Origin of the sequence: Mammaliicoccus sp. JADD-157, assembly GCF_049310805.1 — a bacterium.
Taxonomy (GTDB): domain Bacteria; phylum Bacillota; class Bacilli; order Staphylococcales; family Staphylococcaceae; genus Mammaliicoccus; species Mammaliicoccus lentus.
The window spans coordinates 20,237-43,656 of sequence record NZ_JBMOVZ010000002.1; the positions used below are offsets into that span (position 1 = coordinate 20,237).

Here is a 23,420-nt window from a genome sequence, read left to right on the forward strand (position 1 = left end):
CTAGGTGATGTATTTGAATTATCCAAATGGTAAAAAAGTTTCAAAAAATACTTCTAAAGTCTCACGGCAAACCCAGACAAATTATAGTAAAATACAATATGGTAAACGTGGGATGAATTTAGAAGAGGAAATTGATAAATCTAATCAATATTATAGATTAGAAGAAATTGCAGTTATTCATAAAAAACCGACACCAGTGCAAATTGTGGATGTAGATTATCCGAAGAGACAAAAAGCTGTTATTAAGGAAGCTTATTTTAGAAAGCCTTCCACTACAGATTATAATGGTATTTACCAAGGATATTATATTGACTTTGAAGCCAAAGAAACTAAAAACAAAACGAGTTTCCCTTTAAATAACATTCATGATCATCAAGTTTCTCACATGAACCAAATTTTAAAACAAAAAGGCATATGTTTTTTATTGATAAAATTCAGCTACCATGATAGCGTATTTTTATTGCCTTTTAGGAAATTCATGGTATATTGGGACAGATATAAATCAGGAGGCAAAAAATCAATCACTAAACAAGAAATCGAAAGAGATGGTTATTTAATTCCTTACCAATATAGACCTAGAATAGACTACATAAAAATAGTTGATCAATTGATAAAAATAGAAAGTGAGGCGCTCAAATGAGTAAATCAAAAGCTTCTAATAGTAAAAATAACAAAGAACAACCTAAGAAGAAAAGGAATATCAAAAGAACAATAATCAAGGTGTTTGGTATCCTTGTTCTAGCATTTTTGGCAATGGTCATAGTAGGTGTTCTATTATTTGCATACTATGCTTGGAAAGCTCCTGCTTTCAATGAAAGTGCTTTGAAAGACCAATTACCAACTAAGATTTACGATAAGAACGATAACCTCGTAACCACCTTATATATGGGACAAAAACGTGAACACGTTAAATTTGATGATGTTCCAGACAAAATGAAAGATGCAGTATTAGCAACAGAAGATAATCGATTTTATGAACATGGTGCTTTAGACTACAAACGTTTATCTGGCGCTGTTATGAAAAACTTTACGGGCGGATTTGGCTCGCAAGGTGCTTCAACATTAACACAACAAGTTGTTAAACGCTCATTTTTAACAGATAAGAAATCAGTAGAGAGAAAAGCACAAGAAGCTTATCTTTCATACAGATTAGAACAAGAATACTCTAAAGATGAAATCTTTGAAATGTATTTAAATAAAATCTACTATTCAGATGGTATTTACGGTTCACAAACAGCTGCTAAATATTATTTTGATAAGAAGCTAAAAGATCTTAATTTAGCCGAAACTGCTTATTTAGCTGGTTTACCACAAGTACCTAACCAATATAATATATACGATAATCCTGAAGGTGCTGAAAAACGTAAAGATACTGTACTCTACTTAATGGAAAGACATGGTAGAATTTCTAAGAAAGAAATGAAAGAAGCACAAGATACACCAATAGATAAAAACTTAATCAAACGTACTGTAGAAGAAAGAAACGATGCAATGACTGAAACACCAGACAATGAATATGCATCATATGTTAACTACGTTAAACAAGAACTTAAAGAAAACAAAGCATTCAAAAAACAGTCATTAAATGATATTATGACAAGCGGACTTAAGATTTACACAAATATGGACAAAGATGTACAAAAAACATTACAAGATTCAATCGACAATGGTACATTCTATAAAAACGATGACCAAATTGCTGGTTCTTCAATAGTAGATACGAAGACTGGTAAACTTGTAGGTATTAGTGGTGGAAAGAATTATAAAGATGTTGTAGATAGAAACCAAGCAACAGATGCCCACCCTACTGGTTCATCATTAAAACCATTACTAGCTTATGGTCCAGCTATTGAAAATATGCAGTATGCTACAAACCATAAGTTCCAAGATGAAAATGAATATAATATTAACGGTAGCATATTTAAGAACTATGATGGTAAAGGACATGGCTCAGTAACAATGGCTGATGCACTTGCAAGATCTTATAACATACCAGCATTGAAAGCTTGGCAAGAAACAAACCAAAACGCTGGAGAGAAAGCTGTTAGAGACTTCGCATCTAAAGTAAACTTAAATTATAAAGATACAATCGGTCCATCAGAAGTACTTGGTGGTTCACAATCTGAATTCTCCACTACTCAATTAGCATCAGCATTTGCTTCTATGGGTAACGGTGGAACATACAACGAAGCTAAATCAATAAGAAAAGTTGTAACACAAGATGATGAAACAATTAAGTTTTCTAAAGAAAGCCATAAAGCTATGGAAGATTACACTGCTTATATGTTAACTGAAATGCTTAAAGGAACATTTGATCCTTATGGTTCAGCATACGGAATGGGTATTAGCGGACTTAACGTAGCTGCTAAGACAGGTACAGGTACTTATGGTGACGAAGTTTACACTGAATATAACTTACCTGAAAATGCAGCTAAAGACGTTTGGATTACTGGTTACACACCACAGTACACAATGTCAGTTTGGATGGGCTTCACTAAAGTTAAAGAATACGGTGAAAACTCATTCTTAGGACATGACGAACAAGTAAAACCACAAACGTTATTCAAAGATGTAATGAGTCAAATTTCAAGTTACGATGGCACTGACTTTGAAAAACCAGATTCAGTATCAGGTAGCGGCAAGAGCTTAAGTGTTGCTGGTAATGAGGATAATCAAACAACAACTAGTTCATCACCAGACACTGGCAACGAACAAGAAAACAATGACAGTTACAATTTCTCAAACAACAATAACAACGTAAATACAAATGAACCACAAACAACACAAAGAAACTCAACACAGAATTCAACACAATCTAATACATCTCCACAACAAGCACGTAATGAAGATGTAACAACGGAACAACCTACAACTGAAGAATCCTCTGACTCCGACTCTGATGGTGATGAAGATGATTCCTCAAGTGATAGTTCCTCTAATAGCTCATCCAGCTCTAGTTCAGCAGAACAAGCTGCAGAACAAGCAAAAGATGAAAATTAAAGAAAAATGGTAGCTCATATGAGCTACCATTTTTTTGTTTGATACAAAACAGTGTAGTTTAGGGCGCGGTTATTGTCATTTCTTATAAAACGTGTCAATAAGAGTACTCTTGTTGCCTTTTCTCATAAAACATGTCAATAAAAAATGTAAAATCACCTGCTAACGTGCAAGTCCATTCAAACAAGCTCTTTAGTCCTCCCATAAATATAAATTCCTCGTCCAATAAAAAAGTCTTTTCATTAGAATAATTTATCCAATGAAAAGACCTTTTATTTTTGTGAGTTTCGTTTTCTTTTTAGTTGCAATTGATATCTCGCATTCATCTTAATCAATTCATCTTTAAGTGTCACCATTTGTCTATATCCCATAAAGTGATAGATTCGCTGATTAATATATTGATATCTTTCTGAAAAGTTCATAGGTACTACTGGATATTGTTCTATATTACCTATATCAAACTCTTCTATTTCATTGATTTGTTTAAAATAGTCCATAATCAGTTTGTAATATTGATCTAGAAGTTGTCGTGCTTTATCAGTTTTTAATTGTTTTTGCTTTACTAACGGTTCTATTTGTTCTTCAAGTTCTATAAAGTCGTTTTTATCTATCATGCGCCATCAACCTTTACTAATCCCGCTCTTAATCGTTTTTGCCCTTCTCTACAATCATCTAATAACGGACATACTTCACATTTTGGTTTACGACTTACACAATGGTATCTTCCGAAGAATATAAGTTGATGATGACTTTTCGTCCAACGTTCTCTAGGGATAATGCTACATAGTCTATCTTCTACTTGTCGAACATTATCTTTAATTCTACATATTCCTAATCGTTTTGAAACACGTTCTACATGTGTATCCACTGCTAGTGATGGTTCTCCAAAAGCAACACTCATGACTACGTTAGCTGTTTTTCTACCTACTCCAGCTAATGATTCTAGTTCTTTATGTGTTTGTGGAACGATACCATCATAGTTATCTAATAATGATTGGCATAATTTCTGTATGTTTTTAGCTTTATTGCGGTATAAACCTATCGATCTAATATCATCTTGTAATTCTTCTAAACTTACATTTAAATAATCTTCAGGTGTTTTGTACTTTTCAAATAAAGATTTTGTAACTTTATTGACTAAGACGTCTGTACATTGGGCAGATAGTAATACTGCAATTGTAAGTTCGAAAGGATTATCATGTCTAAGTTCGCATTCAGCATCAGGAAACATCCCGTCAATTACATCAACCATTTCTAATGCTTTCTTTTTACTTATCATAAGGATTCTCCCCATTCACCCAATCAAAAGTTGGGATTAAATTAACATTATGTTTTACTTTTTTACTTTGATTAAATTTTTCACTTTCTTGTTTAGAAGAAGAAACTGTTGTGATGTTTTTCTTTTTCCAATTTAATAAAATTCTATCTATATATTTAAAACTCAATTTTTCTAAACTGTGTGCTTCGTTTAGAGCACTCATAATCAGCTCGTTAGAATGTTTGTCACTATCAATCCAGTGATTGAGTGTTTGTACTTCTAGAGGTGTTAAAGGTCTACCAAAAGTAGATTCAAATTCTTGGAACAAATTTTTGAATTGAATATTTAATTTTTCATTTTCATTTTCTTGAGTACTTTCGTTTAAAACTAAAGCAAGTTGTTCATACAATGGTTCGAATGATATAAACTCATTATATTTATGCTGTTCGTCTTTTTCGATTTTAATATCTATACATTTCAGCAAAGATAATTGGTTAACTATGTGACTAACTTCTTGTATAGATAAACTCGTTCCTTGTTGAACTTCTTCTAAAGGTGGTTGTAGACCACTGTTATTTTCTTTATCCAATAGTTTAATTAAAATAACAAATTGTTTTTCATTTAAACCTAAATCTGCGTAATGATTAAATAAAGATCTTTGTATTACAACCGGTTTTTCTTTTAACATTTGGCTTGTGTACATGTTTATTTCACCTACTTTGTAATAGAAGAGTCTGAGACATAAATAAATGTCCCAGACTCATTCATTATATTAGCCATAACTGACAGGATTGATAATACGCTCATATCAAGCTTTTCAAATCTAGTTATCCTGTCGAGGTGGGGTTTAAATGAGATTTCTGTCCCACTACTTATGGATATAAGCGATTTAATAATCTTGGGAATGGTGATGTTTCTCTTACATGTTCTACGCCACTTAACCAAGCTACTGTTCTTTCAAGACCTAATCCAAAACCACTATGAGGAACACTACCGTATTTTCTTAAGTCAGTGTAGTATTCGTAAGCTTCTGGATCAAGACCGTATTCTTTAATACGTTGATTTAATAATTCTAAATCATTAATTCTTTCTGAACCACCAATAATTTCACCATATCCTTCTGGTGCAATTAAGTCAGCACATAATACTGTATCAGGGTTTTCTGGATTTGGTTCCATATAGAATGGTTTAATTTTAGTTGGATAGTTCACGATGAATACTGGTTTATCGTAGTGGTTTGCGATAGCCGTTTCATGTGGCGCTCCAAAGTCGTCTCCCCATTCAATATCAGTAAAGCCTTCCTCAATTAAGAACTCAACTGCTTCGTCGTAAGTAATACGAGGAAAAGGTGTTGTAACTTGTTCTAATTTAGAAGTATCTCTTTCTAATAGTTCTAATTCTAATTGACAGTTTTTAAGTACAGATTTAATTATGTGATGTACATAGTTTTCTTGTACTTCTAAACTTTGATCGTGGTTCATGAAAGCCACTTCGCCTTCAATCATCCAGAATTCAATCAGATGACGTCTAGTTTTTGATTTTTCTGCTCTGAAAGTTGGTCCGAAACTGAATACTCTTCCATGTGCCATTGCAGCAGCTTCTAAGTATAACTGACCACTTTGTGATAAGAATGCATCTTCATCAAAGTATTTAGTATGGAATAACTCACTCGTACCTTCTGGTGCAGTTCCCGTTAATATAGGTGGATCTATTTTTGTAAATCCATTGTCATTAAAGAATTCATATGTCGCACGAATAATTTCGTTTCTAATTTTCATAACAGCATGTTGACGTTTAGAACGTAACCATAAATGTCTGTGGTCCATTAAGAATTCTGTACCATGATTTTTTGGTGTGATTGGATAATCATGTGATTCTGAAATAACTTCAATATCACTTACTTGTATTTCATATCCAAATTTAGAACGGTCATCTTCTGTAATTGTTCCTGTGATATATACAGATGACTCTTGGTTTATAGATTTTGCAGTTTGGAATACTTCTTCCGAAACTTCAGCTTTAACTACAACACCTTGCATAAAGCCTGTCCCGTCTCTTAATTGTAAAAACGCTATTTTACCACTTGATCGCTTGTTAGCAATCCAAGCACCGATTGTCACTTCTTGATTGACATAATCTTTAGCTTGTTTAATCGTTATGTTCATTATTATTTCTCCTATTCAAATAAATTACCTATTGTTATTTTATCAAATAATACATGGAACTGCTATCTGTTTGAATATTTTCTTAGCTTATCTGTAAATTTATCTATGTCGCCTTCTATAACAGGTATTTCTCCTAGAGCATTAATGAAAAATTTACTATAAGTACTATCTAAAATTCTTCTGTCAAAGCACACAAGTAAGCCTTGATCATGTTTGTTACGAATTAATCTGCCAATACCTTGTCTGAATTTTGTTACTGCATCAGGCAAAACAAAATCTTTAAAAGGATTTTCAAATTCATCTTTCATCAGATGATATCTTGGGTCGTCTTGATGTATAAACGGTAATTTTGTCATCATGACACATTTTATTCCGGCAGATTGATAATCGAAGCCTTCAAAGAATGACAAAGTACCTAACAATATCGTTTTATCAAACTGATTAAATTGTTGAACTAATTTATAGACGTGCGAATGTTGTTGCTGCATTAAAATGACATAATCACTAAACATTTCTAGTTCTTCCATATATCGATAAGCTTGATACAACATTGAATAATTGGTAAATAAAACTAAACATTTTTGATTGGTTTCAGTTACAAAAGCTGATAAATAATGCACGATTGTTTCAATGTATTCATCTTGGTCTTGGTATTGATATTGTGGCATGTTTTCTGGAACGAAACATGATGCTTGATTTTTTAAATCGTATATATCATTTAGGAAATAGCTTTTAAATGCTATATCATCTGGAAACATTGATTTAAACGAGTTAAATGATTCATTAACTGTTAAAGTCCCTGAAATAAATATATTACTATTAAACTGTTCTATGAATACTTCATTTAATAAATCTTTCACTTCTTCTTTTTTTACAAATAAAGAAAGTGTTGATTTCTGGGATAATTTTTTTATAGAAACAAACGGCACTTGCCCTGCTTTTATCATATTATAAATTTTAGTATATTGATGATAAATATAAATAAGCTCTTTTCTAAATGCTTTTATATGCGCATGTGTATAAGATTTGAATCTTGATAATATTTGATTTATTGTACTAATTTGCTTCTTGAAAATTTCGGAAATCTCATCAATTTCTAAATCGTAAAAGTAATGGATTTGATTGTCATATTGTTGTTGATTGTGATGCTTTTCGTTAATTTGATGCATTAAATTATCAAATAAATTTTCATTTTGTTCATGCAATAAATCTATATCTCGTTTAAGTTGGTAAATATCAATCGGTTCAATTGGGTATTGTTCTATAACTCTTCTGTTTTCTAATTTATCCAACCTCTTAAATAATTTCTCTTGTTCATTTTTACCTAATAAACCAAGGTGATATTTAATATGTTGATAGCTTAATACATCAGTTACTTGATTTAAAGCGTAGTCTTGTATTCTATGCGCTTCATCTACAATTATGTGTTTGAATAATTGGTATACAGTGTCTTCTGTACTATGTTGAAGTAAGTGTGCATGATTAGTTATCCCTATTTCTACATGATTCGCACTTTCCTTAACAAATTGATAGTAATGTATATCATTTTTAAAAGGTACATACGTTGTTCTTTTTTGTTCGAAAAATACTTTTTGTCCACCTTTTAAGTGCAATTGTTCGATGTCTCCAGTTTCAGTTTCAAGTATCCATACTAAAAGCTGCATTTTAAGAATGGTAGCTTCATAATTGTCAGTGTCATCTTGTAAAATATTCAAAATTAAACCTAAAGATATATAATGATCTTTACTTTTAATAATCATAGCTTTCAAATCAAGATTGAGCACATCTAATACTTTGTTAAATTCTTGTTCTAATAGTTGATTTTGTAATAATTTAGTATGTGTCGAAACGAGAATATGTTCGCCAGTTTCTAAATAATATAATAAAGATGCAAGAACAAAACTCATAGATTTGCCACTACCTAGAGGCGCTTCAATCAACGCATTTTCATTATGCAGTAACGAATCAAATAACTGTTGAACAAGTTGATATTGTTCTTTACGATAATCAAATCCAAACTTTTCTAAAATTCTTTCATACGCTTCATCAATAGAAATCGTATCTTTACTACTAGATTTCTTTATAGGTTTTTGCTTTAAATAATATATATTTTGATATTTTTTAATATTATGCAGTGATTCTTCTTTACCTTGAGAAGTTCTTACGATTTCGAAAAGCACGTCACTTAAGTTATATTTTAAAGATTTCGATAAATAATATAATTGTTTAATTGTGTCTATCGGTAATGATTCTATTTTTTCAATAGCTTTAATAAATAATAAGGCTGTTGCTTTCGCATCTTCATCAGCACTATGTGCTTGATTTAAATCTACTTCTAAAGATTGGCTTAATTCACTTAATTGATAACTTTCTTCTTGTGGGAAAGCAATTTTAAATAACTCCATCGTGTCTATCGCTAATTTTGGTTCAAATTCAATTTGATGTTTTTCAAAGTGAGATTTTAAGAAATTTAAATCAAATAAAACATTATGCGCAACAAATACACAATCTTTTAGCTGTGCGTAAAGGGATTTGCTAACTTCTTCAAAATAAGGTGCTTCAAATAAGTCTTGTTCTGTTATGTTCGTTAAAGCTTGTATAAAAGATGGGATTTCTAAATCTGTTTTTACATATGTATGATATGTATCCACGACTTTGAAACCTTCTACAAAAGTTATACCAATTTGTATAATCTCGTCATATTGTATTTGATTACCAGTTGTTTCTAAATCTACAACCGCGTATCTTTGTGCCATATTATCTCTCCTATATTTCGATATCTGCACTCATAAATTGATAAAGTTCACCATCTTGAGATATCACTGTTAAAAAGCCATTATCTTGAATATCAATTGCTCGCCCTTTTATTCTTTTCTTGCCTTCAGTATATGTCAGCTCACGATTCCAAATCATACTTTTACTTTTATATACCTCTTTTATATCGGTAAATTCCCCATTTAAAAATTGTTCATATTTATCTTCGATGGAAAGTAATAAGTTCTCTAAAAATTGATATGGCTCAATATGACTTTCTTTTTCAATATGTAAACTTGTTGCACGATCCTGCTTTGCCTTTTTAAAATCTTCTTCGGTTTGATTTAAATTTAAGCCTATTCCACATATAATTGCATTTACGCCATCAGTATCAGCTATCATTTCAGTTAAAAATCCACATGCTTTTTTTTCATTGATATATATATCATTCGGCCATTTGATTTTACTTGGCAACTGGTAATGCTCTTCAATAACTTCTTGAATTGCTAGACTAATAAATAAATTAAATGTCGACATTTTTTGAATTGGTATGTCTGGTCGTAATACGACTGACATCCATAATCCTTTGCCTTTTAATGATGACCATGGTCGATTGAAACGACCTCTTCCTTTCGTCTGCTCATCGCTCAATACTATGAAAGAACCATCATTTTTATTGAGTATCGACTTAGCTAAGATTTGAGTAGAATCAACTTGTGGTTCTACATATGCTTTATTTAATATTTTGTTATTTTGAATATCTATATTAACAATATCTTCTTGCCAGTTATCAGGAAGTTGATTGAGCTTATAACCTTTATTAGATATAGATTCTATTTCATATCCGTCATTACGTAATTGATCCATCACTTTTTTTACCGTTACTCTTGAACAGTCTAAAGCTTCAGCTATATGTTGACCAGATAAATATTCATTTTGTTTGTATAAATAACGAATTATTTCATGCTTATATTTCGACATGTTCTCTCATCCATTCTATTAATTCATACCGTTTATTGTTCACTTTATTTAATACAATAGCCTCTTCCAGCTGGTTTAAAGCATGTTTAATCCACGGTCCACCAGTTTTATTAAATTCGGTCATTAATATTTGGCCATTAATATTTAATTCCGATTTATTGTATATAGGTAGTTTACCATAGATTTCATCTATTAATATGTTATTCATAATAACTGGTTGATATTCAATATTTAAAATTTCATGATATTCTTTAATAAGATTTAAAATATTTTTGACTTGAACATCTCCATATTTATAAACGATTAAAGTTAATTGTTGTTTGCTAATATTCTTTTTGGAAAATGATTTAAGTAACTCTACATAAGCTATGATTTGTTTTCGTTCTAAATTACTAATTTTGAGTGTATTTAGTGAAGTTGTGTCGACTTTATAAATGAAGCATAAGGCTCCAATCCATAAGTCAAAGTCTGCGTCAGTAGGCATAAAAATTTCATCATTCTTAATTTGTTCAAAAAATGGTATATGGTGAAAAATTGATAAATAATCAATTGTTTTCTTTGTTTCTTTTATATAACTGCCAGAGATAAGCTTTTTTAACTCTACTATTATGCGTTCTATTGAAATGTTACTTAATAAATGAACAGTGTCTTTCATAGCATTTTGAGTGTCTATTTCAATATCAAAACCAGTTTGTGCTTGAAAACGAATACCTCTCATTATGCGTAATGCATCTTCATTCATTCTATCTAATGGTGTACCTACAGCTTTAATAATGTGATTTTCGATATCTTCTTTGCCGTTAAAATAATCATGTATACCATAATTTTTATCCATGGCTAAAGCGTTCATTGTAAAGTCACGTCTAGCAACATCTTCGTATAAATCTGTTACAAATTGAACTGATGTCGGTCTACGATGATCTACATAATCTCCATCTTTTCTAAAAGTTGTAACTTCATATTGTTGTTCATTACTTATAACCATAATCGTTCCATGTTCTTTACCGATTGGTAGTGTTTTGTCAAAAATAGACTCTACTTCATCTGGTAAGGCACTCGTTGTTATATCAACATCTGAAATTGCTTTATTCATTAAAAAATCACGTACAGATCCTCCAACAAAAAAAGCTTTATGGCCGTAATTCTCAAGTTGTTCGATTATCCATTTAGACTGTTCGAAAATTTTTGTGTCATTCATATTAATCTCCTAACATGTTAATATAACAATTTTCATATTGATCAGCGATAACTTTAGATGAAAATCGCTCTTTAACATCTTGTATCATAGCTTGTTGCATTTTGTTATACAATTCGCTATCAGTTAATAAATCAATCGCTCGTTTACTTGCTAAGTCAGTATCACCAACGTCTACAGTATATCCTGTAATACCATCTTTGATTACTTCTTTTATACCGCCAGCGTTTGTCCCTATAGGTAAAACACCAGTAAGCATAGCTTCTAGAAGTACGAGACCAAAACTTTCTTTTTCACTTAATAGAAGTGTAATATCAGACATTTGATAGAATGTGTTCACTTTATCTTGTTTACCTAAAAACAGTACATTATCTTCTATGCCCAATGATTTTATTTGCTCTTTAGCATCCTGAAGTTCCGGACCGTCACCGATTAAAAGTAACTTTGATTTAATTTCTTTATTTATTTTAGAAAATGTTTCTACGACATCATGCACGCGTTTTACTTTTCTAAAGTTTGATACGAACGTAATCACTTTTTCATCTTCTTTAATGCCATATCTAGATTTTAATTCTTTATTGTAAACTTGGGGGAAACTGTCTTCTTGAACGAAATTATAAATTGTTTTGATTTCTTTATCTGGTTGTATAATTTCATAAGTTTCCTTTTTCAAGCTGTTACTAACACTTGTAACGACATCACTTTTCTCAATGCCAAATCGGATTGCGCTTTGTAAAGAAGTGTCATATCCTAATACAGTTATATCAGTACCATGTAATGTCGTCATAATCTTAACATCTTTACCAGAAATTTGTCTTGCTAATATTCCACATATAGCGTGTGGTACAGCGTAATGCATATGTAAAATGTCTAAATCATAATCATTGATAACGTCTGCAATTTTAGCGCTTAATGTTATGTCATATGGAGGATACTGAAATACTGAATACTGATTAACATCAACTTGGTGAAAAGTCACGTTTGGCACAGGTTCTTTCATCCTAAAGGGCATATTAGAAGTGATAAAATGTATTTCATGTCCTCTTTTAGCCATTTCTAACCCTAATTCTGTGGCTACTATGCCAGAACCACCCATAGAAGGATAGCAAGTTATCCCTATTTTCATGTTAATCCTCCTTACTATTTTCATCTATGCGTTCAAAACGATTTTTATCTCTCGTATTAAATTTTTGCATTGTATTTTCAAAACTTTTATTTAAATCTATATCTAGAGAGTTAGCAAGACAAATTAAAACAAATAAATTATCTCCTAATTCTGCTTCTATTGTATTATCTTCTTCAGTAGATTTTTTCTTTTTCTCACCATGAGAATGATTAATTTCTCTAGCAAGTTCACCCACTTCTTCAGTCAAACGAGCTAAATTCGCTAATGGAGAAAAATAACCAGTCTTAAACTGAGAAATATATGCATCTACTTCCTTTTGCATTTCATGCATATCCATTGTACTTCCCCCTAATATTTATATTTTGTTTTTTTTTGAGCCCACTTAATAAAATTATAAAGGATTTATATACATAATGACAATGTAATAAACTTGGCATAGTAGAGTTTACCGCAAAATAGCACCGTATAAAGGTATAGAAAAACTTAGATTGAGAAGTGATTTGGATAGTGGATGAATTAAATTGCGGTTGGGTTCTGTTATTGGATTAAGAATGTCGTAAACTCACGAATTGTACTTTTTGTTGGATTAACTAAAGCAATAATCCAATTAGAACACCTTTTGTTGGATTAAGTAAGACAATAATCCAATTAGAACCCCTTTTGTTGGATTAACTAAGGCAATAATCCAAGTAGAACACCTTTTGTTGGATTAACTAAGGCAATAATCCAATTAGAACCCTTTTGTTGGATTAACTAAGACAATAATCCAACTAGAACACCTTTTGGTGGATTAAGTATGACAATAATCCAATTAGAACACCTTTTATTGGATTAACTAAGACAATAATCCAACTATGAAGTGCACCCCAAAAGCTGAACCAAAATAAATTTTTAGGGTGCGCTACATTATCAGATTAAATACCGCCTTTACCCGCGCAATACCGAAATTTATTATAATACTCCATATAAAAAAGCTAAGACAACTTAATGTCTTAGCTTCTTGTTAATTAGTCACCACTACGTGCTATTAGTATAAATCTAGCAAGTTCTGCTACTGCTACTGCAGTTGCTGCTACATATGTCATAGCTGCTGCTGATAATACTTTCTTAGCATGTTTGTATTCTTGTTGATTGACCATATTTAATTTCTCAATTTGTCGCATTGCTCGTTTACTCGCATCAAATTCAACTGGTAATGTAATAATTGTAAATAGTACAGCGAATGACATGAATACGATACCTACCCATAATAGAGTTGTACCAAATGTATTGCTTAATGCCGTTAATACAATACCTGCTAAAATAATGATATACGATAATGAACTTCCAAGGTTTGCAAGTGGTAATAATGCTGTTCTAAATTTTAAGAATGCATATCCATGTGCATGTTGGATTGCGTGTCCTACTTCGTGGGCAGCGATTGCTGTACCAGCTACAGTAGGCTTGTTAAAGTTATCAGGTGATAATACTACTCTCTTCTTAACTGGATCAAAGTGATCTGATAAGAACCCTTCACCTTGCAATACTTGTACATCATGAATACCATTTGCTGCTAAAATTTCTTCAGCAACTTCTCTTCCCGTCTTGCCACTAGTTGAGCGTACTCTAGAATATTTGTTGTAAGTTGATTTTACTTTATATTGGAAGTACATAGGGACAATCATAATGATTATGAAATATATAATAAATGAAAACAAATAACTTCCTCCTTTTTATCCCTCTTAAATTATATATTACGGAGTGAAGACCTTCACGTCAAATGTTTTGACCCTAATTTAAATGTTTTTTGTAAATATATTAATAGTAAGAATGGAATAATACTTAACCAGAAAGCTAAATATCCTATGTGTGCCTCGTATTGGCTCAACATACTATAAACTGGATATTGATGATATACATAATCTATCACATCATTATGGAAAACCCATATCATTGTAATGACAATATGCCATGTTTTGATTTCAAATAATGGATAAAACATAAATGCTTGTACAACCATAATGCCATGAGAAACCATTAACATGAGCGCCATTGGAACAAGTTGCTCATAATGTATCATCACAAATAAATTCATAAGTACTGCCCATGCTCCGTATTTAATTAAAGTAATAAATGCTAAACATTCAAAAAGCCCTAAATGCCGATTAAAATATATGGCTGCTATAGCTATTATTAGGAAGAATGTTGCTGTTGGGCTGTCTGGTACAAATGGCCAAAAGTACCATTTCGTCTCAGCAAGTTGACCACCATACCATATGTATCCGTAAACAGTTCCTAGTAGATTGGCTATAAAAAATGTGGCAAGCATTGGTTTTTGGCCCATTACGTATTTCCAAAATGCCATTTAAATTCTCCTTTGAAAAAAGAGGCTGGGACATAATAATGTCTCAGCCTGATTTATTATATTGGCAGTAGCTGACTGGTCTGAAAATGCGCTTTTATTAAGCTTTATTTCATTTCGAGTCATACTTTGCCGGGGTGGGACTAAGAAATCTTTTTAGTAAAATAAGATTTTTGTCCCTATCCCTTTAAATTATTATTTTTTCAATTCTTTACCATTAGAGTCTGTTTCATGTAAATCTGCAACATATTTTGAAACTTTATCTATTTCTTCTTTAGAAAGGGTATCTTTAAAGCTAGGCATTTTACCAGCCCCTTTTTCGACGAAACCTTTTACGCCCTCTTCAGGTAGTTTAGATTCGACTAGGTTTGGACCTTGCCCACCGGTCAACTCACCACCATGACAACTTGTACAGTTTGACTTGATGATGTCCGTATATACAGGGTCAGATTTATCTAAGTTTGAGAATACAATTTGACCTTGCTTAGCTTGTTGTTTCCAGTCATGGTAATAACTAGATTCCCAAGTAGTGTAGAACAAAATAGCAACTGCTAATAACATAAATCCAGATGCAAATGGTCTCTTTGTCCATTTACGTTCAGGTCCTCTATCTAACCATGGTGCTAATAGTAATGCACCAAATGCGATACCTGGTAAGACGATAGCACCAAAAGTATTATATGGACCAGATGCAAATGAATATTTAAGTATTTGATATAAGAATAAGAAATACCAGTCTGGTAATGGTGTATAACCAGTATCAGATGGATCCGCCACACGTTCAAGTGGCGATGGATGTGCAACTGTTAAACATAAATAAGCAATTAAGAAAACTGCTCCAGTCATCCATTCTTTAAGTAGAAAGTCAGGCCAGAAACTTTCAGTACGACCTGGAAATTCTGAATAATCTCTATTTAACTTTGGTTTGTCGTATGACTTAATTCTTGAGTCACCAACAAACTTCATCCCTTTACCGCGATGCATGTCGCATGACCTCCTTTTTCATTTATTCACGTTAATTTTATAGTGGACCTGAAATACCTTGTTTTCTGATCATTATAAAGTGTGCTGCCAGTAACGCGAATAGTGCAGCAGGAAGGAAGAATACATGAATCGCAAAGAAACGAGTCAGAGTTTGTGCACCAACTATTTCTGCATCCCCTGCCAGTAATGTTTTAACCCAAGGCCCTATAATAGGGACGGATTCTGCAATTTGTAAACCAACTTTAGTTGCGAATAGTGCTTTCATATCCCATGGTAATAAATAACCAGTAAAACTTAAACCAAGCATTACAAAGAATATTAAGACACCTACAACCCAGTTTAATTCTCTAGGCTGTTTATATGAGCCTGTAAAGAATACACGAAGTGTATGTAAAAACATCATTACTACTACTAGACTAGCCCCCCAATGGTGCATACCACGAACGATAACACCTGCAGCAACATCGTGTTGTAAATAGTAAACTGATTTCCAAGCGTTTACGATATCTGGTACGTAATACATAGTTAAAAACATACCTGATAAAACTTGGATAACTGTAATGAAAAACGTTAATCCACCAAAACAATATACGAAAGCTGAAAAGTGATAAGCAGGGTTAACATGCTCTGGCACTTCATGATCAGCAATATCTCGCCAAATTGGTGTAATATCAAGTCTGTCATCGACCCAATCATAGATTTTATCTATCATTGTTAATCCCTCCTTATTTAGCTAATTCGTTCTCATGTTTATTACCGATTTGAATAATGCCATCTTTCACTTTCACTTCATATTGATCTAATGGTGCTAATGGCGGCGTTCCAGGTACATTCTTACCATTTTTCTCATAACGTCCGTTATGACATGGACAGAAAAATTGATTTGGATTTGAATTGTCACCATTCCACTGAACTGTACATCCTAAATGTTTACAGACTGGTGATAATGCGACAATGTCTTTACCATCCTTGTATACCCAAGCGAATTCGGTAACTTCACTCGTGTACCAAGCATCTTCTTGCTCAAATTTAAAGTCAACTTTAATTGGCTCTTTACCAAGTTCAGACTCTTTTACGCCTGTAGCGATCATATCGCCTTTGCCCTCTGCTTTAAAAACAGGATCAAGCGCAAATCTACCCATAGGTAAAATCATACCAGCAGCCATAAATGACCCAACACCCATTAATGAATAGTTTAAAAATTGGCGTCGTGTGACACGTTGGCTCATTTAGATTCCCCCCTCTATTAATCGTTCTTTTATAACTAGGACAATTTAATTTTAGCCTATTATCTCAAGACGGTCAACGCTTTGTCACAATTTATATTTTTATTTCTTGTGGTTTTATTCACTATTTTTGAGCAAAAAGAAAATAGGCTTAGACAAATTTAATTGCCTAAGCCTAATTCGTTATAATAGTAGGAGTTAAGTGGATTGAAAATGCATTTAAATCAAGCTTTTCACTACTAGCTATTCTTAGAGGAAAAATTTCTTTCTTAATTTTTTCTATCTATTTCTTATTCCAAGTTTTTATTATAAATTTCATGAAGTTTTTAACTTCGTCTTCTATAAGTGTGCGTTTCATTTCCTCATCTAAGTCAGCCATTGGAATAGTATTAACAGTATATATTTCTTCAGTTTCAATATTTTCTATTTTATCACTTGTTAAAATAATAATATTAGTTAAACCATATTCTTTAAGACTTTGGATGAATGATTGTATATGCTTAGTATGAAAATCACTAGTAAAGAAAGCTGGAGTTAATAATAATCTACCTTTGAATTGCTTTTCAGTTAACATACCGACTAATTGAATCGTTTCACTTTGATCACAAGATGTAATTAATTGATTAGTCATATCTATATTTGAAACAGGGATAATCGCTGTGTCGATATATTCTAAATTATTTTTTAAATCCTTTAAATCTGCATGATTGAATAACATTACCAATTTTCCTCCAACTCATTAATGAATTGTAATATTTTAGTCATTTCCAAAAATGTTTCTTGATCATTATTATCTAATGCTCGATCAATTTCATTCCTAATTAATTGTTCCCAATGATAAATGCTATATTCTTTTGGGTTATCTTTAGAAAAATTAACATTTTCGTTATCGCTAAATTGATCAAATAACATTTGCAGTAACATTATTCTATTTAGACGATCATCTCTTTGATTTAAATAGAGAATCACATTTAAATGAGACTGATCTAATCTAATATCATGAAAAATCTGTCTGCCATCATCAATGCAAAATTTTTCTTTACAATACATTAGAGATAATTGATTAGATTGTTTAGTACTTATTGATAGAAATCGATCGTCTGTCATTTCTTTCGCAAATGAAATATTTGATAAGTATTTAGGGTTACTCTTAATTAAATTTAAAATCCATACACTTTCAGCATTTTTAAACTCATATTGATATAGAATATATTCAATAAAACGTTGCTTTTCATAAATGAGCCATGTATGTTCCATTGGAATAACCTACTTATTGTAATCTTTCTAATTCTTGGTCCCAGTAAGGATTTTCTGGGTCAATTTTACGAATAGATTCTAGAATATTTTTAGCAGTGGCAATTTGGCCAATTTCAATTAAGTAATGATAGCAGTCATTTAAGAAATCAATGTTTTGAGTTAAATCTGGATATGCTAAATCATAAAAATGTTGAGCTTCTTTATCACGCTCTTCAATGCCAAATGCATAAGCAATATGCCATGCTACTATTGGATCAATGTCATCTTCATCAATATAAGTTAGTAAGTTAATTAAACCTGTAGTATTATCTTTCTCTCGATAATAGTCCGCTAATAAAATAGCAGCTTCTGTATATGATGGATCAACAGTTAGAGCATCTTGTAATAGTAAAGCACCATGTTCATCATTTGTCGTCAACATTAAGCGTGCTGTGTCAGTCATTAATTCTTTGTAATAAGCGTTTAAACGTAGACCTTCTTTACCAATCTCAATCGCTTTTTTATAATCTTTTTCAGATTCATAAATTTGCAATAGATAATGATAAGCTTGCATGAAGTCAGGATCTTTCTGTAATAGTTTTTCAAGTTGCTTAATCGCTTCTTGTGTCAGTTCATTCTTCTGATAACTAATCGCTTGTTTGAAATAATCTTCCACAGTCATATCCATTTCAGATACGTATTCATAATATTTAACTGCTTCTTCATAAGCGCCACTTTGTAAACTGGAATCTGCCATTCTAGCGTAAATAGATATACCGTTTATAATATCTTCGCCTGTTTGAACAATTGATTCATAGTTTCTAATTGCTTTTAAATACTGACCATCATAATAATACATTTCAGCCAGAGCAAATGTAATAACCATATCGTCTGGTTCGATTTCTTTTGCTTCTATTAATTTTTCTATACCTACTTCGAACAATCCTTGTTGTTGATATAAATCAGCTTCAAGCATTAATTTTTCAGTAGAGGTTGGGCTATTAAATAATACTTCATGTGCTCTATCTAACTCATTTTGGTCAATTAGGCCTTCTACGTAATATACAAGCACTTCATTTTCATCAGGGTATAGCATATATAATTCTTCAAATATTTTTACACCTTGATCCACAATTCCGTATTTGTATAATGTTTCGCCAAGCATAAATAGCGCATCGTGATCATCAGATTGTAATACTCTATCTATCTTTTCGTCTAATTGGTTAATATTTTGCATATGAATATCATCTATAACTTTATATACATCTTCCATATTGTAGGACTCCTTCTAATCATTTATTAGCTGCTTAAGCTTTATAAATGAATCTAATACTTCTTCTTTAGAAACGGCTTCAATTGTAAACGAACCATCGCCCGTTTGTAAAACCATTTGAATAGATTGTCCAATATTTTTCTTGTCTTTTTTCATATATTCAAATATTTTCTCAATATCAACTTGATTTAAAATATTTAATGGATAGCCAAGTTCTTTTAAATAATTTATAAATTTAAAAATACTATCTTCGTTATCATAAGCAGTAATCTTTTGATTGATAATTTTTTGGAATAGTATACCTATCATGACAGCTTCACCGTGAGCTATTTTAGACAAATATTCTAAACCATGTCCAAAAGTATGACCTAAGTTTAAATGTTTTCTTACATTGCCTTCAAACTCATCTTGTATAACAATATCTAATTTAGTTTGAATACCCATTTTTAAAAATGCTTCTATGTCTTCTAAGTGTGTTAACTCTTTAATTGAGGGATAAGCAGCCATTAACTTATTAGCTTCTTCTTCGTTATTTAATATAGCGTGTTTAAATATTTCACCATAACCACTTCTAATCTCGGTGTTTGGAAGCGTGTTTAAAAAGTGCAAATCGAATATAACAGCTTTGGGACGATGAAATGCACCGATTAAATTTTTACCAACAGAAGCATTAATGCCTACTTTCCCACCGATAGCAGAATCATGTGCGAGCAATGTTGTTGGCACTTGTATAAAATCAATACCTCTTAGTAGTGTTGCTGCAAGAAAACCTACAAAGTCACCTGTAGCTCCTCCACCAATAGCTATTAATTGAGACTGTCTATTAATATTCATTGAAAGCAACTTTTCACTGATAGATTCAAAATAAGACATTTGTTTACACATTTCTCCACTTATGATTGTTAAATACTTAAGATTTAGTGAATCTAAATGGTCTTTTAAATAATCTTTATGAAGTTTGTACACATCTTGATCAATCAAAACGATATTTTGTTCATTTGGTTTTAAATATGATGAGAGTTCAGATAATGCATTATCTTTTAGTATGATTGGATAATTATCTTTAGTATAAGTTGTTTCAAATATCATGACATCACCTAGAAATTTAAATTCCAATCACGGTGTTGCTTAATAGCATCTTGTAATTGGTCGATATGGTTAGATTGATACTCTTCTGTAATAGCTTTAGCAATTTCGAATGCAATAACATGTTCACAAACAACACTTGCTGCTGGAACGGCACAGCTATCAGAACGTTCGATTGTAGCTTTATAATCTTCTTTAGTTTCAATGTCTACCGAGTTTAATGGTTTGTATAGTGTAGGAATTGGTTTCATAACACCATTTATAACAATAGGCATACCATTAGACATGCCACCTTCTAAACCACCTAAATGATTTGAAAGTCGGTAATATCCCTTTTCTGGATCGTATGCTATTTCATCTTGGATTTCACTACCTGGTTTTTCAGCAGCTTTAAAGCCTTCACCAAAACTTACACCTTTGAAAGCATTTATACTTACAACAGCTTGAGCCAATCTGCCGTCTAGTTTTCTATCATATTGTACATAACTACCGATGCCAGCTGGTAAGTTTTCCACTACGACTTCAACTATACCGCCAATAGAATCGCCTTCTTTTTTAGCTGCGTCAATTCTCTCACGCATTTTTTCTGCTACATCATCACTAATACAGCGTACATCATTATGATCTATGTTTGCTTTCACTTCATCAAGTGTATATTCATAGTCATCTTTAATGCCGCCAATTTCTATAACGCGTGAATAAATATCAATATCTAATTGTTTTAATAATATTTTAGAAACAGCACCAACAGCAACTCTAGCAGCTGTTTCACGTGCAGATGAACGTTCAAGAACATTTCTTAAATCTCTATGGTTATATTTCATACCACCTACTAAATCTGCATGTCCGGGTCTAGGTTTTGTAATAACACGTTTCATATTTTGAGCTTCTTCTTCAGTTAAAGCGTCTGCTCCCATGATTTTTCTCCAATGTTTAAAGTCATCGTTTGTTACGATAAGTGTAATAGGACTACCTAAAGTATAACCATGTCTTACACCAGAAACAATTTCTACTGAATCTTTCTCAATTTGCATACGACGTCCACGGCCATAACCGCCTTGACGCTTAAACATTTCTTCATTTATTTCATTTACATCGATTTTAAGATTAGCTGGGACACCTTCAATAATGATAGTTAATTGTGGGCCATGTGATTCGCCTGATGTTAAGTAACGCATATTATCTCTCCCTACTGTTAATTAAATATAAAATTAATCATATCATATTTAACGCGTTAAATTAACAAAAAGAAAGGATTAGTTTAACAAAAATTCGTTAAACTAATCCATATATTGATTATTCTTCATAAACCCATTTTTCATTGTTTAATTTATAGTCATTAAGTTCAGACTCATTAAACCATAAGTTAATCTCACGTTCTGCAGATTCATTTGAATCTGAGCCATGTATAATATTTCTACCTAAATCTAAACCGTAATCTCCTCTAATTGTACCTGGAGCAGCTTTAGATGGGTTAGTTTCACCTACAAGTGTTCTTGTAACTTCTACAACATTGTTTCCTTCAACAACCATAGCAAAAACAGGTCCTGAAGTAATAAAACTAACCAATGCGTTAAAGAATGGTTTATCTGTATGTTCTGAATAATGTTCTTTAGCTAATGCTTCATCAGCTTGAAATAATTTTGCAGCAACAAGCTTTAAACCTTTTCTTTCTAATCTAGTAACGATTTCCCCTATAAGATTTCTTTGTACCGCATCTGGTTTAATCATTAAAAAAGTTCTGTCCATATGTAATCCCTACCTTTGTTTTATGTAAATCCAAGATAAGTTTATCACTGTGGGACTCCACTTGCAACCGCTTTCTAGTGGTTTCTGTTACCTATTTTTTTAATAATTTCAACTAACATTTTTTGACCGGATTCATTTTCGAGTGAACTGATTAATTTTTCCGCTTTTTTCAAGTAGTTATTACTCACTTCTTTAGACTTTTGTAATTCTTCAGATTCAATAACTTCTTGTATAACAGCGTTAAATACTTCATCAGAACTATCTATACTTAGTTGCTGTATTTTATCTTTGAACTGTTTAGAATTTTTCATTCTAAGTAATACTGGTAATGTTAAATGTCCATTTCTTAAATCTGACCCTACTGGCTTACCAAGCTTCTTTTCAGTGCTTGTGAAATCAAGAATATCATCTATAATTTGATAACTCATACCAATATAATACCCAATTTTACCAAGCTTTTGAGCTGTCTCGTCACTTGTACGAGCACTATAAGCACCTAGTTCAGTTGATAATGAAATCAAAAGCGCTGTTTTTCGTTTTATTCGCCTTAAATAGTTTGTAATAGATTGATCAGCAACAAATTGGTCTTCAAATTGGAATAACTCGCCACGGCATACTTCTATTATACCTTTAGCTAATTGCTCGTGTAATTTATCGTGTTCTATTGTACTCACGACGTTTAATGACTGAGATAATAAATAATTTCCTGTAAGAACAGCGGTCTGGGTATCCCACTTCTTTGCAATGGTATATTTACCTCTCCGTTTATCGCTTTTATCTATTACATCATCATGAACTAAACTAGCCATATGTATTAATTCAAGTGTCGTAGCGACTGCTCTAACATCTTTTGACCCACTATCAGCAAATTGACTAGCAATAAGCGTGAAAAGTGGTCTAATACGTTTACCCCCAGAAGATAATAAATATTGGCAAGCTTCATTAACAGTACTTTGCTCACTATTAATATAACTGTTAAGAAGCTTTTCTACTTCTTTTACTTCTTTATTTAAGTTTATCTTTGTTTTGTCATACATGTGATCACCTTT

23 protein-coding genes are annotated in these 23,420 nt (G+C 31.9%); 2 read left to right on the top strand and 21 right to left on the bottom strand.

The genetic code is table 11. The features are described 5' to 3' along the window. The first annotated feature begins 13 nt into the window (after positions 1-13). Both recU and ACO6VN_RS06570 read left to right on the top strand, forming a co-directional pair. Positions 14-640: a Holliday junction resolvase RecU gene (gene recU / locus ACO6VN_RS06565; protein ID WP_216683632.1), complete on the top strand. Its 627-nt coding sequence runs from the start codon at positions 14-16 to the stop codon at positions 638-640. Continuing rightward, positions 637-3,000, top strand: coding sequence for a transglycosylase domain-containing protein (locus ACO6VN_RS06570; RefSeq protein WP_194201176.1), 2,364 nt, complete (start codon positions 637-639; stop codon positions 2,998-3,000). The genes recU and ACO6VN_RS06570 overlap by 4 nt, the downstream gene beginning before the upstream one ends. Positions 3,001-3,269: 269 nt before the next feature. Here ACO6VN_RS06570 and ACO6VN_RS06575 read toward each other — a convergent pair whose 3' ends face one another. From ACO6VN_RS06575 to ACO6VN_RS06675, 21 genes are all read right to left on the bottom strand, one after another. Continuing rightward, positions 3,270-3,611: a YpoC family protein gene (locus tag ACO6VN_RS06575; protein WP_194201177.1), complete on the bottom strand. Its 342-nt coding sequence runs from the start codon at positions 3,609-3,611 to the stop codon at positions 3,270-3,272. Next, positions 3,608-4,276: an endonuclease III gene (nth, locus tag ACO6VN_RS06580; protein ID WP_016999965.1), complete on the bottom strand. Its 669-nt coding sequence runs from the start codon at positions 4,274-4,276 to the stop codon at positions 3,608-3,610. Before nth ends, ACO6VN_RS06575 begins: the two co-directional genes overlap by 4 nt. Next, positions 4,266-4,958 carry a DnaD domain-containing protein gene (locus ACO6VN_RS06585; RefSeq protein ID WP_016999966.1) on the bottom strand — a complete coding sequence of 231 codons (693 nt, stop codon included), beginning with the start codon at positions 4,956-4,958 and terminating at the stop codon, positions 4,266-4,268. The genes nth and ACO6VN_RS06585 overlap by 11 nt, the downstream gene beginning before the upstream one ends. A gap of 169 nt (positions 4,959-5,127) precedes the next feature. Beyond that, complete coding sequence (gene asnS / locus ACO6VN_RS06590) at positions 5,128-6,420, bottom strand: asparagine--tRNA ligase (RefSeq protein WP_016999967.1); 1,293 nt, start codon at positions 6,418-6,420, stop codon at positions 5,128-5,130. Positions 6,421-6,482: 62 nt separating this feature from the next. After that, complete coding sequence (locus ACO6VN_RS06595) at positions 6,483-9,176, bottom strand: helicase C-terminal domain-containing protein (RefSeq protein WP_194201178.1); 2,694 nt, start codon at positions 9,174-9,176, stop codon at positions 6,483-6,485. Between the two features lie 10 nt (positions 9,177-9,186). Continuing rightward, the gene (locus ACO6VN_RS06600) at positions 9,187-10,155 is read right to left on the bottom strand and encodes a biotin--[acetyl-CoA-carboxylase] ligase (protein ID WP_194201179.1); all 969 of its coding nucleotides are present in this window, start codon (positions 10,153-10,155) and stop codon (positions 9,187-9,189) included. After that, positions 10,142-11,353 carry a CCA tRNA nucleotidyltransferase gene (locus ACO6VN_RS06605; RefSeq protein ID WP_194201180.1) on the bottom strand — a complete coding sequence of 404 codons (1,212 nt, stop codon included), beginning with the start codon at positions 11,351-11,353 and terminating at the stop codon, positions 10,142-10,144. The genes ACO6VN_RS06600 and ACO6VN_RS06605 overlap by 14 nt, the downstream gene beginning before the upstream one ends. A 1-nt stretch (position 11,354) precedes the next feature. Continuing rightward, complete coding sequence (gene bshA, locus ACO6VN_RS06610; protein WP_064204572.1) at positions 11,355-12,476, bottom strand: N-acetyl-alpha-D-glucosaminyl L-malate synthase BshA; 1,122 nt, start codon at positions 12,474-12,476, stop codon at positions 11,355-11,357. A gap of 1 nt (position 12,477) precedes the next feature. Beyond that, positions 12,478-12,813 (bottom strand): nucleotide pyrophosphohydrolase, encoded by a 336-nt coding sequence (locus ACO6VN_RS06615; RefSeq protein WP_194201181.1) that lies wholly within the window; start codon positions 12,811-12,813, stop codon positions 12,478-12,480. A 670-nt stretch (positions 12,814-13,483) separates the two neighbouring features. Then, positions 13,484-14,173, bottom strand: coding sequence for a zinc metallopeptidase (locus ACO6VN_RS06620; protein ID WP_016999973.1), 690 nt, complete (start codon positions 14,171-14,173; stop codon positions 13,484-13,486). Positions 14,174-14,226: 53 nt separating this feature from the next. After that, entirely contained in the window at positions 14,227-14,820 is a 594-nt protein-coding gene (locus ACO6VN_RS06625) for a DUF1405 domain-containing protein (RefSeq protein WP_194201182.1), read from the bottom strand. 192 nt (positions 14,821-15,012) lie between these two features. Continuing rightward, the gene (locus ACO6VN_RS06630) at positions 15,013-15,801 is read right to left on the bottom strand and encodes a menaquinol-cytochrome c reductase cytochrome b/c subunit (protein WP_064204570.1); all 789 of its coding nucleotides are present in this window, start codon (positions 15,799-15,801) and stop codon (positions 15,013-15,015) included. A 37-nt stretch (positions 15,802-15,838) separates the two neighbouring features. Continuing rightward, entirely contained in the window at positions 15,839-16,513 is a 675-nt protein-coding gene (gene qcrB / locus ACO6VN_RS06635; protein WP_016912349.1) for a menaquinol-cytochrome c reductase cytochrome b subunit, read from the bottom strand. Between the two features lie 13 nt (positions 16,514-16,526). Then, complete coding sequence (locus ACO6VN_RS06640) at positions 16,527-17,030, bottom strand: ubiquinol-cytochrome c reductase iron-sulfur subunit (protein WP_016999977.1); 504 nt, start codon at positions 17,028-17,030, stop codon at positions 16,527-16,529. Between the two features lie 280 nt (positions 17,031-17,310). Then, positions 17,311-17,745, bottom strand: a complete 435-nt coding sequence (locus ACO6VN_RS06645) for a DUF2487 family protein (protein ID WP_422404410.1) — start codon at positions 17,743-17,745, stop codon at positions 17,311-17,313. Further along, on the bottom strand, positions 17,745-18,284 hold the full coding sequence (locus ACO6VN_RS06650; protein WP_016999979.1) for a YpiB family protein: 540 nt from the start codon (positions 18,282-18,284) through the stop codon (positions 17,745-17,747). The genes ACO6VN_RS06645 and ACO6VN_RS06650 overlap by 1 nt, the downstream gene beginning before the upstream one ends. 13 nt (positions 18,285-18,297) lie before the next feature. Next, complete coding sequence (locus ACO6VN_RS06655; protein WP_194201184.1) at positions 18,298-19,536, bottom strand: tetratricopeptide repeat protein; 1,239 nt, start codon at positions 19,534-19,536, stop codon at positions 18,298-18,300. 15 nt (positions 19,537-19,551) lie between these two features. Continuing rightward, on the bottom strand, positions 19,552-20,625 hold the full coding sequence (gene aroB / locus ACO6VN_RS06660; RefSeq protein ID WP_422404411.1) for a 3-dehydroquinate synthase: 1,074 nt from the start codon (positions 20,623-20,625) through the stop codon (positions 19,552-19,554). An 8-nt stretch (positions 20,626-20,633) separates the two neighbouring features. Further along, complete coding sequence (aroC, locus tag ACO6VN_RS06665; protein WP_064204569.1) at positions 20,634-21,800, bottom strand: chorismate synthase; 1,167 nt, start codon at positions 21,798-21,800, stop codon at positions 20,634-20,636. Between the two features lie 118 nt (positions 21,801-21,918). Beyond that, positions 21,919-22,371 carry a nucleoside-diphosphate kinase gene (ndk, locus tag ACO6VN_RS06670; RefSeq protein WP_194201187.1) on the bottom strand — a complete coding sequence of 151 codons (453 nt, stop codon included), beginning with the start codon at positions 22,369-22,371 and terminating at the stop codon, positions 21,919-21,921. A 74-nt stretch (positions 22,372-22,445) separates the two neighbouring features. After that, positions 22,446-23,408, bottom strand: coding sequence for a polyprenyl synthetase family protein (locus ACO6VN_RS06675; protein ID WP_194201188.1), 963 nt, complete (start codon positions 23,406-23,408; stop codon positions 22,446-22,448). Positions 23,409-23,420: the final 12 nt, after the last annotated feature.

Bases quoted from the DNA above. Each gene is read 5' to 3' on its own strand.
- ACO6VN_RS06570 (WP_194201176.1), top strand. From the start codon at position 637: ATGAGTAAATCAAAAGCTTCTAATAGTAAAAATAACAAAGAACAACCT.
- ACO6VN_RS06575 (WP_194201177.1), bottom strand. From the start codon at position 3,611: ATGATAGATAAAAACGACTTTATAGAACTTGAAGAACAAATAGAACCG.
- nth (WP_016999965.1), bottom strand. From the start codon at position 4,276: ATGATAAGTAAAAAGAAAGCATTAGAAATGGTTGATGTAATTGACGGG.
- ACO6VN_RS06585 (WP_016999966.1), bottom strand. From the start codon at position 4,958: ATGTACACAAGCCAAATGTTAAAAGAAAAACCGGTTGTAATACAAAGA.
- asnS (WP_016999967.1), bottom strand. From the start codon at position 6,420: ATGAACATAACGATTAAACAAGCTAAAGATTATGTCAATCAAGAAGTG.
- ACO6VN_RS06595 (WP_194201178.1), bottom strand. From the start codon at position 9,176: ATGGCACAAAGATACGCGGTTGTAGATTTAGAAACAACTGGTAATCAA.
- ACO6VN_RS06600 (WP_194201179.1), bottom strand. From the start codon at position 10,155: ATGTCGAAATATAAGCATGAAATAATTCGTTATTTATACAAACAAAAT.
- ACO6VN_RS06605 (WP_194201180.1), bottom strand. From the start codon at position 11,353: ATGAATGACACAAAAATTTTCGAACAGTCTAAATGGATAATCGAACAA.
- bshA (WP_064204572.1), bottom strand. From the start codon at position 12,476: ATGAAAATAGGGATAACTTGCTATCCTTCTATGGGTGGTTCTGGCATA.
- ACO6VN_RS06615 (WP_194201181.1), bottom strand. From the start codon at position 12,813: ATGGATATGCATGAAATGCAAAAGGAAGTAGATGCATATATTTCTCAG.
- ACO6VN_RS06625 (WP_194201182.1), bottom strand. From the start codon at position 14,820: ATGGCATTTTGGAAATACGTAATGGGCCAAAAACCAATGCTTGCCACA.
- ACO6VN_RS06630 (WP_064204570.1), bottom strand. From the start codon at position 15,801: ATGCATCGCGGTAAAGGGATGAAGTTTGTTGGTGACTCAAGAATTAAG.
- qcrB (WP_016912349.1), bottom strand. From the start codon at position 16,513: ATGATAGATAAAATCTATGATTGGGTCGATGACAGACTTGATATTACA.
- ACO6VN_RS06640 (WP_016999977.1), bottom strand. From the start codon at position 17,030: ATGAGCCAACGTGTCACACGACGCCAATTTTTAAACTATTCATTAATG.
- ACO6VN_RS06645 (WP_422404410.1), bottom strand. From the start codon at position 17,745: ATGTTATTCAATCATGCAGATTTAAAGGATTTAAAAAATAATTTAGAA.
- ACO6VN_RS06650 (WP_016999979.1), bottom strand. From the start codon at position 18,284: ATGGAACATACATGGCTCATTTATGAAAAGCAACGTTTTATTGAATAT.
- ACO6VN_RS06655 (WP_194201184.1), bottom strand. From the start codon at position 19,536: ATGGAAGATGTATATAAAGTTATAGATGATATTCATATGCAAAATATT.
- aroB (WP_422404411.1), bottom strand. From the start codon at position 20,625: ATGATATTTGAAACAACTTATACTAAAGATAATTATCCAATCATACTA.
- aroC (WP_064204569.1), bottom strand. From the start codon at position 21,800: ATGCGTTACTTAACATCAGGCGAATCACATGGCCCACAATTAACTATC.
- ndk (WP_194201187.1), bottom strand. From the start codon at position 22,371: ATGGACAGAACTTTTTTAATGATTAAACCAGATGCGGTACAAAGAAAT.
- ACO6VN_RS06675 (WP_194201188.1), bottom strand. From the start codon at position 23,408: ATGTATGACAAAACAAAGATAAACTTAAATAAAGAAGTAAAAGAAGTA.